Origin of the sequence: Acidovorax sp. Leaf73 (assembly GCF_916855635.1) — a bacterium.
GTDB classification, from domain to species: Bacteria; Pseudomonadota; Gammaproteobacteria; order Burkholderiales; family Burkholderiaceae_C; genus Acidovorax; species Acidovorax facilis.
In genome coordinates, this window is record NZ_CAKASI010000005.1 from 469,338 (window position 1) to 481,973 (window position 12,636).

Sequence of the window (12,636 nt, forward strand, 5' to 3'; positions counted from 1 at the left end):
ATCAAGCGAGGTTGATGGGCTGGTCTCGTATGGATTTGGTCGCTACGCTCCTCCACGCCATTAAAGTGAATACCGGGTTGAGTGAGCTGCAAGCCACGTGTGGCCAAGGCTGCTGCTGGCGCAGGGAATGAGGGAGATCTGACTTATCACGGTGTTTTGCAATGGATGTGGGCGTCTAAAAGAGAAGCCGGTGCTCGGCTGGTGTCACAGACGATATGTCAGTACGCAATCTCGGATGCACCCAATCGGATCATTGCCTTGCCTAATCGTCTCGAATTCGACGACTCGCAGCGGGCGGTTCCGTGCCGGCTCTTCCGCCTCCTTTTCGCTGGCCTCTCTACTGTGCTCTGCGCCATGAATCGCAGAATTCGACTGCGAACTCAATCCCGCGTGTCCAATCGTGCCCGCAGCAACCTTCCTGAGGCACGGCGCCCTGCCTTTGGCGCTCCATGGCCAGACTCATGCTCCAAGGCGTTTGTACTTGTGCAAAACCGGCTGGCTTATGGTCAATGTGGGGTTGGCGACAGCACGCTCCGACTTGAAAGCCATTCCATCAACGACTTGCTTTTGCCAGTCCACGTTGAGTGACCTCGCCGAGAAGCGCAAGAAGCCTATCTGGACCTTATTGAGGCGCTGCAGGAAGAATCGATTCTGGCGGAGGAGGCCTTCTTTGCTGAACGCCGTCTTCGAGGCGTAGGTGTCGGCGTGGATGACGAGGCGAACATCGCCTCTCAATCTGCTGCGCCGAGTCGGTCAAGTCTCGCAGTTGCTTCCGAGGAGGCTCTTCTTGGGGTGCCTCTGCCGCATTTGAGTTGGAGGTTGTTGATTTCCACGCAGAAGTGACCCACTAACCCCCAGGATTTCCATCCAAACCTGACCCACGTACTAACCCTAACCTGCTGCTTTGTTGAGCAGCAGGAGACCAGGAGTGATAGACGTGGCAACACTGAGTGTCATCAGGCGCTGGGCCCTGCGAGAGCAGCTGTCCATCAGGGAGATCGCCCGCCGCACGGGCCTCTCGCGCAACACCATCCGCAAGTACCTACGAGCAGGCGAGGCCGAGCCGCACTACGCCAAGCGGGTCAGTCCTTCCAAGCTCGACCCCTTCGCATCGAAGCTCTCGGGCTGGCTCAAGACGGAGGCCGGCCGATCCCGCAAGCAGCGGCGCACCGTCAAGCAGATGTACGCCGATCTGCAGGCGCTGGGCTATACCGGCTCCTACAACCGCGTAGCGGCCTTTGCCCGTCTCTGGCAAGAACAACGCCTGGTGGCCCAGCAGACCACCGGCCGCGGCACCTTTGTGCCGTTGGCCTTCGGCCCCGGCGAGGCGTTCCAATTCGACTGGAGCGAGGACTGGGCAGTGCTCGCAGGTGTGCGCACCAAGCTGCAGGTGGCTCACTTCAAACTCAGCCACAGCCGGGCGTTCTACCTGCGTGCCTATCTTCTGCAGACGCACGAGATGCTGTTCGATGCCCACAACCATGCGTTCGTCGTGCTGGGCGGTGTGCCCCGCCGAGGCATCTACGACAACATGCGCACCGCCGTAGACCGCGTGCGCCGTGGCAAGAAGCGCGACGTCAATGCGCGCTTTGCGGCCATGGTGAGTCACTTCCTGTTCGAGGCCGAGTTCTGCAACCCGGCCTCGGGCTGGGAGAAGGGCCAGGTGGAGAAGAACGTGCGCGACGCCCGCCATCGCCTGTGGCAGGTGGTGCCGCCATTCCCGAGCCTGCCCGATCTGAATGCCTGGCTTGAGGAGCGCTGTGTGGCCCTGTGGCACGAGATCGAGCATGGCAAGCTGGCTGGCTCCGTCGCGGATGTCTGGGCTCAAGAGAAGGCAACCTTGATGCCGATGCCTCGGCCCTTCGATGGCTTTGTGGAACACACCAAGCGCGTCTCGCCCACCTGCCTGATCCACTTCGAGCGCAATCGCTACAGCGTGCCAGCGCCGTATGCCAACCGGCCTGTGAGCCTGCGGGTCTACGCGGACCGCCTGGTGGTCGCTGCCGAAGGCCAGATCATCTGTGAACACCAGCGCCTGATCGAGCGCAACCACCATGGCGCTGGGCAGACCGTCTATGACTGGCGCCACTACCTGGCGGTGCTGCAGCGCAAGCCCGGGGCATTGCGCAATGGCGCTCCCTTCCTGGAACTGCCAGTGGCCTTCAAGCGCCTGCAGGCCGCTCTCTTGAAGCAGCCAGGCGGCGACCGAGAGATGGTGGAGGTTCTGGCTCTGGTGCTGCACCACGACGAACAAGCTGTGCTCGCCGCAGTGGAACTGGCTCTGGAGTCAGGGGCTGCCAGCAAGACCCACATCCTGAACGTGCTCCACCGCCTGCTGGACGGCAAGCCCGCCCCAGCACCGGTCACATCGCCCCAGGCCCTCAAGCTGGCGGTAGAACCCCAGGCCAACGTGCTTCGCTATGACCAATTGAGGGAGGTGCGCTATGCGTCATGACCCTGCCATCGCTTCCATCGTGATCATGCTGCGCGAGCTCAAGATGCACGGCATGGCCCAGGCGGTTGCGGAACTGGCTGAGCAAGGTGCGCCGGCCTTCGACGCAGCGCAGCCCATCCTGTCCCAACTGCTCAAGGCCGAGACCGCCGAGCGGGAGGTGCGCTCGGTGGCCTACCAATTGAAGGTGGCCAGGTTCCCGGCGTACCGGGACCTGGCTGGGTTTGACTTCGGCCACAGTGAGGTGAACGAGGCACTGGTACGCCAGCTGCACCGCTGCGAATTCTTGGAGAACGCCAACAACGTGGTGCTGGTGGGTGGCCCGGGTACGGGCAAGACCCACATCGCCACAGCCCTCGGGGTGCAAGCCATTGAGCACCATCACCGCAGGGTGCGGTTCTTCTCCACGGTGGAGCTGGTCAATGCACTGGAAGAGGAGAAGGCCAACGGCAAGCCCGGACAGTTGGCCCACCGGTTGGCCTATGCCGATCTGGTGATCCTGGATGAACTGGGCTACCTGCCATTCAGCACGTCAGGAGGAGCCTTGCTGTTCCACCTGCTGTCCAAGCTGTACGAGCGCACCAGCGTTGTGATCACCACCAACCTGAGCTTCAGCGAATGGGCCAGTGTGTTCGGGGATGCCAAGATGACCACGGCACTGCTGGACCGACTCACGCATCACTGCCATATTCTGGAAACCGGCAACGACAGCTACAGGTTCAAGAACAGCTCCGCACAGCAACCACCACAGACCACCAAGAAGGAGAAGGCGACCAAGAACTTATCCACAACGTGAGCGTGAAGCTCACGAACCAGGGTGGGTCAGATCGAGATGGAAATGGTGGGTTAGGTTTGCGTGGAAATCAACAGATGAGTTGGAATTCGCCTGTGCTATGGCCGAATTGCTTGCGATCGTGAGCGTACGGCAGTATGACATCCATGCAGGCGGCCATGATCCCCAGCGGCCCGCCGGTCAGAACGCTCGCTCGTAGTCCAGCCCCCTCATCAGCACCTTGACTCCATTGGTGACACCGCTGAGGACGCTTTCCTCAGGCACCTCGCAATCCTCGGAAGGCCCTTGAAACCCCTCTCCAGGATGAACGCGGTAATGCTCTTCGGCCCCGCATCCGGGTCGGTCTTTGCATAGACCACTCGCGTCTCGGCGCCCCCCCGTTGGTGAGTCACATCTTCGAGCCGTTGAGCAGATAGTGATCCCCAGCTTATCGGCACGAAGCTTCATGCACACGACATCCGAGCCTGCGTTGAGATCACTCATCGCCAATGCACCCACGTGCTCACCACTGACCAGGTGGGGCAAGTAACGTTCTTTCTGTGCGGCTGTGCCGTTGCGACGTAGTTGATTGATGCAAAGGTTGGAGTGGGCCGCGTAGTAGAGGCCCACGGATGCCGAGGCGCGCGAAATCTCCTCCAGGGCGACGATATGCGCCAAGTACCCCAAGGCCGTGCCTCCGTATTCCTCGCTGACCGTGATGCCATGCAGCCCCAGGTCACCGAGCTTCTTCCACAGATCCGAGGGGAAGAGGTTGTCGTGGTCGATGGCGGCGGCGTGGGTTGCAATTTCTTTGGCGGCGAAGTGGCGGACCGTTTCGCGCAGCACTCGCGATGGTTTCACCAAGTTCGAACATGAGTCCTGGCACTTGAATCATTGTGCGTCTCCTTTGCCGCATGGTTTTTCTCCTTCGGAGTAAACGCCATGATCACAACAATGAGTGCCAAAGTACTTCCAATTTGTGTCAGGCCCTCAACGGGCCTCGCTCGCTCTATCCGCCACTCATGGATTGCCGGTACTCGCCAGGGCTATGGCCAGTCCACTGCCGAAATGCTCGGTTGAAACTTGCCTCATTGCTGAATCCTGCTGCGGCGGCCACCTGCTTGAGCGATTTGTGTGATCGGGTCAAGAGATGGGTGGCTACCTCCCGTCGCACTTCGTCCTTAATGCGCTGCAGCGAGGCACCCTCCTCCGCCAAATGCCGATACAGGCTGCGTGTCGACAGATTGAGTTCGAACGCCAATGCGTCGGCATTCGACAGCTCAAGGCTGCGGGTGCGCAGCAGGTCACGAAGGCGCTGCGACAGCAACCGGTCGCGCCGGTACTGCAGCACGATCAGTGGCAGGGGGCGTAGCAACATTTGGCGCAAGTCGCGATCGTCCCGGCGAATGGGAAGTTTCAGGTACTCAGCATCAAAGCTGAAGCCTGTGTGGTGCTCTGCAAAAGCCACGGGCGCGCGAAACATCAGGTCGTAGGCCTTGGAGTGCACAGGCTCAGGAAACGGAAACGTTGCACTTGCCAGCGGAATGCGCGAATCGATCAGCCAGCAGGCAAAGCCATGAATATTGCGCAAGGTGCTTACCAAGCAAAATTCTCGCTGAAGTCCCAGGTCCACTTGTTCATAGACGTTCAGTTGGGCCACGCCTGCCTCGACACGAAATTCGAGACGGACGTCGTTGATCAGCATCGCGTAGTGGCGGCACCAGCGCGACAACGCCACTCGCAAGTTGGCCGACGGCAGTGCTGCGCGACACAACATGCCGTTGGTGCCCCAGGGCAGGCGCCGAGAAAACCAACCGAGCGCCTCGTCATCTAGCTCTCGCATTGCGATATCGGTAAGGGCCTCCAGCTGATCGGCGGTTATACGCCCCTCGGGTCGCGCCAGGATTGATGGCTGTATTTGTGCGGCGCGCAAAGCGTGTTGTGGATCTACTCCGTAGCGCTTGTAAGCACGAATGATCGAATCAGCGAACGCGATCGGCGTAACTGCGGCAGCGGGCTTCATGGTCAAATTATCCAACCCATTGGCAGGATTTGCAAAGAACTTGGCGAGGCTGCCTGTGCGGGCTGTCTAAGCTACCCCCCAGGCATCCAGGCAAATACTGAGGAGCACTTTGCAAATCGTCCCTTGTAAACCCAACCCGCGCTCGGCTGATTTCCAGGGCATCCCCCAGGCATCGGTAGTGATGCTCATGCACGACAACGGCGCGCCGCTGCTGGTGGTGGAGGCAATGAAGATGGAACACGTTAGTGGCGCCTGCCCGGGGTCTCGTCAACGCCTTCCATTGCGCTGCGGGCGATCAGGTGGCCGATGGTGTCGAGTTGGTCGAATGCTCCACGGTCTGGGCGCCCAGACGGGCATCGACCTCCAACGATTGGTGGATCACTCGGCCTGGATCAGCGCCACGGTGGGGCACACAACACATTCGCGCGTTACCCGCGCCCTTCTTGCAAAGCGAGCTTCACGATGATCATCCTGTACCACTGCATGAGCGCAAGGTCATTCCGTCCGCTGTGGATGCTGGAGGAACTCCAACTGGAATACCAGCTGGTGATGCTGCCCTTCCCGCCACGTATGCATGCCCGCGAGTACCTCGGCATCAACCCTCTGGGCACGATTCCGCTGCTCATGGACGACTCAACGCACATGACGGAATCGGCTGCGATCTGTCAGTACCTGTGCGCGCGAGCCGCGCCGACTCCGCTGCAAGTCTTGCCATCCGAACGCGATTTCGGCGCCTACCTCAACTACCTGCATTTCGGTGAGGCCACGCTCACATTCCCGCAAACACTCGTGCTCCGCTATTCGCGCTTCGAGCCTCCGTCACGCAGGCAACCAGGGGTCGCCGAGGACTACGCGAAGTGGTTCCTGGCCAGGTTGCGGACGCTCGAACCACGGCTGGCCGATCACGAATACCTGTGTGCAGAGCGCTTTACCGCCGCCGATGTCTCCGTGGGCTATGCACTGATGTTGGCGCAGTACCTCGGGTTGGCCGAGCGATTCACACCTGCAGTGTCAGCGTACTGGGAGCGTCTGCAGCAGCGGGACGCCTATCTGCGCGCTATGCGCTCGCAGGAAGCGGCGGCGGTGGTACAGGGAATATCGACAATGCCTGCCCCCCAAACGGTTCCCGATGGACATTGAAAGAGAAACAGGCGAATCAGAGCTGCGGTCCTTTGAGAGCCCGGTCCAGTACACCGCGTGCCGTGCGCCTGGCAGTGGCTTGGCGCTGGTCGGACAGATGTGCCGACGCGAATGCCCGGTGCTTGGCCTGACCGCGGCCGCCAATAAGGACAGCCACCGCTACGAGCACCCGGACCAAATCGACCTTTCACGGTAACCCAGAGCCCCGTGGCTTTCGCTTCTGGGCCTTATTGGTGCATCGACGTCGGAATGGCGCCACTGGGATGTGAACTTGCCTTTCACCGCCTGCTGCACGAATGGCCCGCCTTTGGTTACTGCAGCCCAGGCCTGCGTGACGCCGCAGCCCACTTTATCGCGACGTGTGGACGTTGCCTGCGATCACCGCGCCATCCGCCTTTCCGCCAAGACCACAAGACCACAAGACACTTTGAGACCTGAAGATGAATATTTCCTCCCGTTCGCCAGTTACCCTCCAAGACAAGTACACACTGCAATCTGGCCGCGTGTATATGACGGGAACACAGGCGCTCGTACGGCTGTTGCTGGCACAAAAGCAGCGCGACACTGCCGCAGGCCTGAACACCGGAGGCTTCGTGTCCGGCTATCGAGGCTCGCCGCTTGGGGCCGTCGACCAGGAGTTGTGGTCGGCCGCCAAGCATCTCGACGCGCATGGCATCAAGTTCGTCCCCGGGCTCAATGAGGAGCTGGCAGCCACATCGGTGTGGGGAACGCAGATGGTGAATTTCGACGAGAACGCTACCGTCGATGGTGTTTTCTCCCTCTGGTATGGCAAGGGGCCGGGCGTGGATCGCAGCGGCGATGCGTTCAAGCATGGCAACATCGCTGGCTGCTCGAAGCACGGTGGCGTACTCGTTGTAGCTGGTGATGACCATCTGTGCAAATCGTCGAGTTTGCCGCACCAGAGTGAACACGCGCTTATCGCAGCGATGATTCCGGTTCTCTACCCGAGTGGCGTGCGGGAATTCATCGAGTTCGGCCTGCATGGCTTCGCGATGTCCCGCCATTCGGGGTGCTGGGTCGGGTTCAAGGCCGTCAGTGACACCATCGAGACCTCGACTTCATTCGACATCGATCCAATGTCGTTGGAGATCCGGCTGCCGGACGCCGACGCGGTATCGTCCGAAGGACTTCACATTCGCTGGCCCGACCCGCCGCTGGAGCAGGAGCGCCGGTTGGTGCGCGAGCGGATGCCCGCAGTGCTGGAGTACGCCAGATTGAACCGGCTGAACCGTCAGCCTTGGGAAGCGTCAGGCGCGAAGCTGGGCATCGTGACTGCAGGCAAGAGCTACCTTGACGTTCGTGAGGCACTGGCCATGCTCGGCATCGACGAGGTACGCGCACAGGTGCTAGGGCTGCGATTGCTCAAGATTGGCATGCCGTGGCCGCTGGAGCCACAGTGTGTCAGCGAGTTTGCGCAAGGGCTGGACGAGATACTGGTGGTTGAAGAAAAACGACCCGTCATCGAGGACCAGATCAAGGACCAGCTGTACCACGCGCCACAGGGGCGGCGTCCGCGAGTCGTCGGCAAGTTTGACGCGGCAGGCGGACCGCTGCTGCCGCAGGATGGGGACCTGACCCCCACCGCGATCGCTGCCATCATCCGCGCGCGAATCGTGCAGGTCTTCGATGTCGCCCAGCTTGCGCAGTGCGGACTGCAGCGACTGACCGATAAGCAGACTCTGGGAGCGTCCCTCTTGGCCGTACCGGAGGCCCAGCAGCGAATTCCGTACTTCTGCTCTGGCTGCCCACACAACACAAGCACCAAGGTGCCTGAGGGCTCGCGGGCGCTAGCTGGCATCGGCTGCCACTTCATGGCCCAGTGGATGGACCGCCGCACAGCCACTTTCTCCCAGATGGGGGGTGAAGGTGCCACCTGGATCGGCCAGTCACCCTTTACGACCACGGAACATGTTTTCGTCAATCTCGGTGATGGCACCTACACCCACTCCGGGTCGCTGGCAATTCGAGCGGCCAAGGCAGCAGGCATCAATGTCACCTACAAGGTCCTGGTCAACGATGCGGTCGCAATGACGGGCGGGCAGCCTGTCGAAGGAGCGCTGTCGGTATCGCAGATCCTTCAGCAGCTCATGGCGGAGGGAATCGAACGCGTCCATTTGGTCACCGATGAACCGGAGGAATACAAAGACCTCGCAGACCTGCCGCCAGGTGTCGTGGTCAACCACCGTGACGAACTCGACGCCGTGCAAAAGAGCTTGCGCGACCAGCGTGGCGTGACGGCAATCGTCTATGCACAGACTTGCGCGGCCGAGAAGCGGCGTCGGCGCAAGCGCGGAAAGCTTGTAGACCCGGCCCGTCGTGTTGTCATTAACGAGGAGGTCTGTGAAGGATGTGGCGACTGTGGCGTGCAGTCCAACTGCGTTTCGATCATGCCGCTGGAGACGCCGCTGGGCCGCAAGCGAGCGATCGACCAGAGCTCGTGCAACAAGGACTATTCCTGTGTCAAAGGCTTCTGCCCAAGCTTTGTCACTGTAGAAGGTGGGACGCTGCGGAAGGCCGCCAAGATGGCGATTTTGCCTCCGACAGATATGCCATCGCCGACATTGTTGCCGTTGGTCGGGGCGTGCAACATCGTCGTCACCGGCGTGGGCGGTACCGGCGTTGTGACCATCGGTGCGCTGATCGGCATGGCAGCTCACCTCGAAGGCAAGGGTGTACTTGTACTGGACATGGCCGGTCTCGCGCAAAAGGGCGGTGCGGTGATGTCGCATGTTCGGCTGTGCGCCAGTCCGGACGAGGTAACCGCTGCGCGTGTACCGGCCCAGCAGGCCGATGTGGTGCTCGGCTGCGATCTCATGGTCGCTGCCGGCAAAGATGCCTTGCTCACGATGGCACCCGGCCGTACCCGGGCCGTCATGAATACGGACGTCGCACCGACAGGTGCCTTTGCTCTGGACCCGGAGTGGTCCACGTCTGCGGACGCGATGCTGCAACGGGTGCGGGACACCACGCAAGAAACTGGAGCACTGGCTGCCACCTCCATTGCGACCGCTCTTATGGGTGACGCTGTGGCGACCAACGTGTTCCTGCTCGGCTACGCATGGCAGAAGGGCTTGATTCCGCTACAGGAGCCGTCTCTACTGCGAGCGATTGAACTCAACGGCGCTGCGGTAGCGATGAACAAGGCTGCGTTTGCCTGGGGGCGGCAAGCGGTTCTGGATGAGCCAGCTGTGCTGCGCGCTGCTGGCCTGGGCCGCCCCATGTCTGTGGTGATGATGCCCGAGCGTTTGCCCTCTTTGCAACGCCTCGTGGAAGATCGTGTCGGCAGGCTCACGAAGTACCAGGATCCCGCATACGCCGCGCGCTATGAAGCCTTCGTGCGTGAGATTGCCTCCGTCGAACGTGAGCGTGTTGGCGGTGATCGCCTGTCGCGCGAAGTGGCGGTGAGCTTATATAAGTTGATGGCCTACAAGGATGAATATGAGGTCGCGCGGCTGTACGTGGAGACGGGCTTCTTTGATCGGGTGGCCGCTCAATTTGAGGGTGATTTCCAACTGCGCTTCCACCTGGCGCCACCGGTGCTGTCCCGCAGGGACCAAAACGGTCATCTCGTGAAGCGCGCCTACGGCCCCTGGATTGGTAGCGCCTTCAAGTGGTTGGCGTGTGCCAAGCGGCTGCGCGGCACGCCTTTCGACATCTTCGGCTATACGAGTGAACGCCGGGCAGAACGTGCGGCTGTTCACGAATTCGAGGCTCTGGTCCGATCCGTGGTGCGTGAGCTGACCGCAGACCGACTAAAAACGGCGGTCGCGTTGGCGAAGCTTCCTCAGAGCATCAAAGGCTATGGACATGTTAAAGAGCGCAATGCAATTGCGGCTCAAACTCGCCAATTGGAGCTGTTTGCAGAATTCAACGTAATAGGCCAATGACGAGTTTTAAGGACCAGAGTTAACATGCGTAGCGCGTCGCAGGTCCTGGCTGGGGCTGACTTCGAAGTGCCTCAGGTAGTCACGGCTGAACTGCGATGAACTCTCGTATCCAACAGAGAAAGCCGCGCCGGACACGTTGTGCTCGCCGCCGATCAGCAGGCGGCGAGCCTCGAGTAGCCGAAGCTGCTTCTGATACTGCAACGGGCTGAGGCCTGTGATTTCCCGAAAGCTTCGATTCAGACTCGCACGGCTCATCCCGCATGCTGCACCGACGTCATCGATCTTGATGGGCCGGTTGAAGTTCTGGCCAATCCAGCCGATGGCCTTTCGGACCTTCGGCAGCGGTCCTTTCGCACTGGCAATCTGGCGCAACAGCGTTCCGTGGGGGCCCGACAACAATCGGTACAGCAACTCTCGCTCCACCAGCGGAGCCAGGACGGGGATGTCCTGAGGCCGATCCATTAGCGCCAAGGCACGGGCCAAGACATCTTCAAGCTCCCGAGTCATGGGTGCGGTCGATAGCCCAAACTCGCTGCTTTTGCCGTCGCGCGGGGCAGGCATGGACAGGATCAACTCATTGAGCAGCACAGGGTCCAGTACCAGCGTCAGAGCTACGTAGGGCCGTCGGCGCGCATCGCTGTAAACCTGCCCCATGAGCGGCAAATCCAGCGCACTTACCAGATAGTGGCCCGCCTCGTAACGCAGCACCTTGTCACTGAAGGAGACGCGCTTGCTTCCTTGCAGGACGAAGCAGGCCATGGCGCGGTACTGGCAAGCGTTCTCGCCTTCTTGCCCTTGATCAACATGCAGCTCCATGCGGGGAATGCTTGATCTCAAGGTACCGGGTCGGATGCTGTGCAACACAGTTTCCAGTGGGCTCGAAAGGTGGGTTTCCATGGGTGGCTCGGCGGGTATGTCAGTGGTTGAGTCGATCGTGCAAAAGAACAAGTGCATCGGGCAAGCCCTGAAAGGCGCTTCGCCATAAATTGTGCGCTCTTGGCGATGTCCGCCATTTCAAGCACGCAAATGAAGTGAGGTCATTGATGACTACAAAAATTGCTCTGATTACCGGCGCAAGCCGTGGGCTTGGCCGCAACATGGCCCTCCATCTGGCCGAACGAGGTGTCGGCATTATCGGAACCTATCGCACCGGCCAGAATGAAGCTGAGGCGCTTCAACGAGAGATCGAGGCAAAGGGCGGCAAGGCGGTGATGCTCCGGCTGGATGTCGCAGACACCACCTCCTTTGCCCAGTTCGGCGAAGCCGTGAGCGTTGCATTGCAAGAGCACTTTCAACATGCGCGCTTCGACTACCTCGTCAATAACGCTGGCATTGGTTTGCACGCCCCCTTTACCGATACGACGGAAGCACAGTTCGATGCCCTGGTTGACGCTCATCTGCGCGCACCGCTGTTCCTGACGCAACGGTTGCTGCCCCTTCTCGAAGACGGCGGCAGCATCCTGAATATGTCCACGGGCTTCACGCGTTTCACACTACCCGGCTACAGCGTTTACGCAGCGGTGAAGGCTGCCGTCGAAGTATTGACTCGCTACATGGCGGTCGAACTGGGCGAGCGTCGCATCCGGGTGAACGCGATTGCACCGGGTGCTATCGCGACCGACTTCATGGGGGGGGCGGTGCGTGACAACGAGGGGATCAATGCCTATGTGGCCCAGGGCATCGCACTAGGCCGTGTGGGCCAACCGGATGACATCGGGCGAGCCGTTGCGGCCATTCTTTCCAGCGACTTGGCCTGGGCCAATGGCACATCGTTTGATGTGTCGGGCGGGCAGCTGCTGTAACCCCACCTATCCCATTGCACTCCAAAACCACTTAGAGATCTTTCAAATGAAGTATGCGCTAGCAATCGCCGCCGTATTGCTCTCCACGTGTGCCTGGTCTCAGACGTGCGACACATTTAGCAAGGCAAAGGGCAAAAAAAATCCAACACCCCTCGAAACTGTCACCGCCTTCAGCGCCGCCTTCTCTGTTGACAACGGCAAAGCCGCAATTCGGCGATGGTTCACTCACCGAACCGTCTGGGTCAATGAAGGCGTATCGATTACTACGGGCATTGAAGAGGCCATTGCCTTTCTAGAGCGGCCCGGCAGATCGCCGGACATAGCTGCCGTCCATTTCGACATGCTTGCCATCGCTGCGGATGGGAACCTGGTTCTAACCGAGCGACTGGATCGCTTCGTACGCTCAGACGGGAGCGCGATCGTCGCAGTGAAGGTGATGGGTATCTTTGAGGTGGAAGGTGATTGCATCGTCGCCTGGCGAGACTACTTCGATGTCAACTTCGCCAAAAAAATATCGAAAGATCACCGATAGGTTTCTC

The 12,636-nt window shown here is 60.4% G+C and carries 8 protein-coding genes and 1 pseudogene; 6 read left to right on the forward strand and 3 right to left on the reverse strand.

What is annotated here, in order from left to right; all coding sequences use genetic code 11:
• Positions 1-928 precede the first annotated feature (928 nt).
• Positions 929-2,455 (forward strand): IS21 family transposase, encoded by a 1,527-nt coding sequence (istA, locus tag LPA35_RS18935; RefSeq protein WP_228898173.1) that lies wholly within the window; start codon positions 929-931, stop codon positions 2,453-2,455.
• Positions 2,445-3,248, forward strand: coding sequence for an IS21-like element ISThsp10 family helper ATPase IstB (gene istB / locus LPA35_RS18940; protein ID WP_015015105.1), 804 nt, complete (start codon positions 2,445-2,447; stop codon positions 3,246-3,248). Before istA ends, istB begins: the two co-directional genes overlap by 11 nt.
• 73 nt (positions 3,249-3,321) lie before the next feature.
• Here the strand turns inward: istB and LPA35_RS18945 are convergent.
• Positions 3,322-4,119, reverse strand: a pseudogene (locus tag LPA35_RS18945) (acyl-CoA dehydrogenase family protein); the annotation flags it as partial.
• Between the two features lie 114 nt (positions 4,120-4,233).
• A complete protein-coding gene (locus LPA35_RS18950; RefSeq protein WP_228898174.1) occupies positions 4,234-5,247 on the reverse strand; it encodes an AraC family transcriptional regulator in 1,014 nt (337 codons plus the stop codon).
• Positions 5,248-5,709: 462 nt separating this feature from the next.
• On the opposite strand from LPA35_RS18950, the gene LPA35_RS18955 reads away from it, so the two are divergent.
• Together LPA35_RS18955 and LPA35_RS18960 are read left to right on the forward strand one after the other, a co-directional pair.
• Positions 5,710-6,387 carry a glutathione S-transferase family protein gene (locus LPA35_RS18955; protein ID WP_228898175.1) on the forward strand — a complete coding sequence of 226 codons (678 nt, stop codon included), beginning with the start codon at positions 5,710-5,712 and terminating at the stop codon, positions 6,385-6,387.
• Between the two features lie 440 nt (positions 6,388-6,827).
• Positions 6,828-10,295, forward strand: a complete 3,468-nt coding sequence (locus tag LPA35_RS18960) for an indolepyruvate ferredoxin oxidoreductase family protein (RefSeq protein ID WP_228898177.1) — start codon at positions 6,828-6,830, stop codon at positions 10,293-10,295.
• Positions 10,296-10,301: 6 nt separating this feature from the next.
• Here the strand turns inward: LPA35_RS18960 and LPA35_RS18965 are convergent, their stop codons facing one another.
• Positions 10,302-11,111: an AraC family transcriptional regulator gene (locus tag LPA35_RS18965; protein WP_228898179.1), complete on the reverse strand. Its 810-nt coding sequence runs from the start codon at positions 11,109-11,111 to the stop codon at positions 10,302-10,304.
• Between the two features lie 227 nt (positions 11,112-11,338).
• On the opposite strand from LPA35_RS18965, the gene LPA35_RS18970 reads away from it, so the two are divergent.
• Both LPA35_RS18970 and LPA35_RS18975 read left to right on the forward strand, forming a co-directional pair.
• Complete coding sequence (locus tag LPA35_RS18970; protein WP_228898181.1) at positions 11,339-12,097, forward strand: SDR family NAD(P)-dependent oxidoreductase; 759 nt, start codon at positions 11,339-11,341, stop codon at positions 12,095-12,097.
• A gap of 46 nt (positions 12,098-12,143) precedes the next feature.
• Complete coding sequence (locus tag LPA35_RS18975) at positions 12,144-12,629, forward strand: limonene-1,2-epoxide hydrolase family protein (RefSeq protein WP_228898183.1); 486 nt, start codon at positions 12,144-12,146, stop codon at positions 12,627-12,629.
• Positions 12,630-12,636: the final 7 nt, after the last annotated feature.

Excerpts from the sequence above, each read along its gene's own strand:
- istB (WP_015015105.1), top strand. The coding sequence starts at position 2,445 with ATGCGTCATGACCCTGCCATCGCTTCCATCGTGATCATGCTGCGCGAG.
- LPA35_RS18950 (WP_228898174.1), bottom strand. The coding sequence starts at position 5,247 with ATGAAGCCCGCTGCCGCAGTTACGCCGATCGCGTTCGCTGATTCGATC.
- LPA35_RS18955 (WP_228898175.1), top strand. The coding sequence starts at position 5,710 with ATGATCATCCTGTACCACTGCATGAGCGCAAGGTCATTCCGTCCGCTG.
- LPA35_RS18960 (WP_228898177.1), top strand. The coding sequence starts at position 6,828 with ATGAATATTTCCTCCCGTTCGCCAGTTACCCTCCAAGACAAGTACACA.
- LPA35_RS18965 (WP_228898179.1), bottom strand. The coding sequence starts at position 11,111 with ATGGAGCTGCATGTTGATCAAGGGCAAGAAGGCGAGAACGCTTGCCAG.
- LPA35_RS18970 (WP_228898181.1), top strand. The coding sequence starts at position 11,339 with ATGACTACAAAAATTGCTCTGATTACCGGCGCAAGCCGTGGGCTTGGC.
- LPA35_RS18975 (WP_228898183.1), top strand. The coding sequence starts at position 12,144 with ATGAAGTATGCGCTAGCAATCGCCGCCGTATTGCTCTCCACGTGTGCC.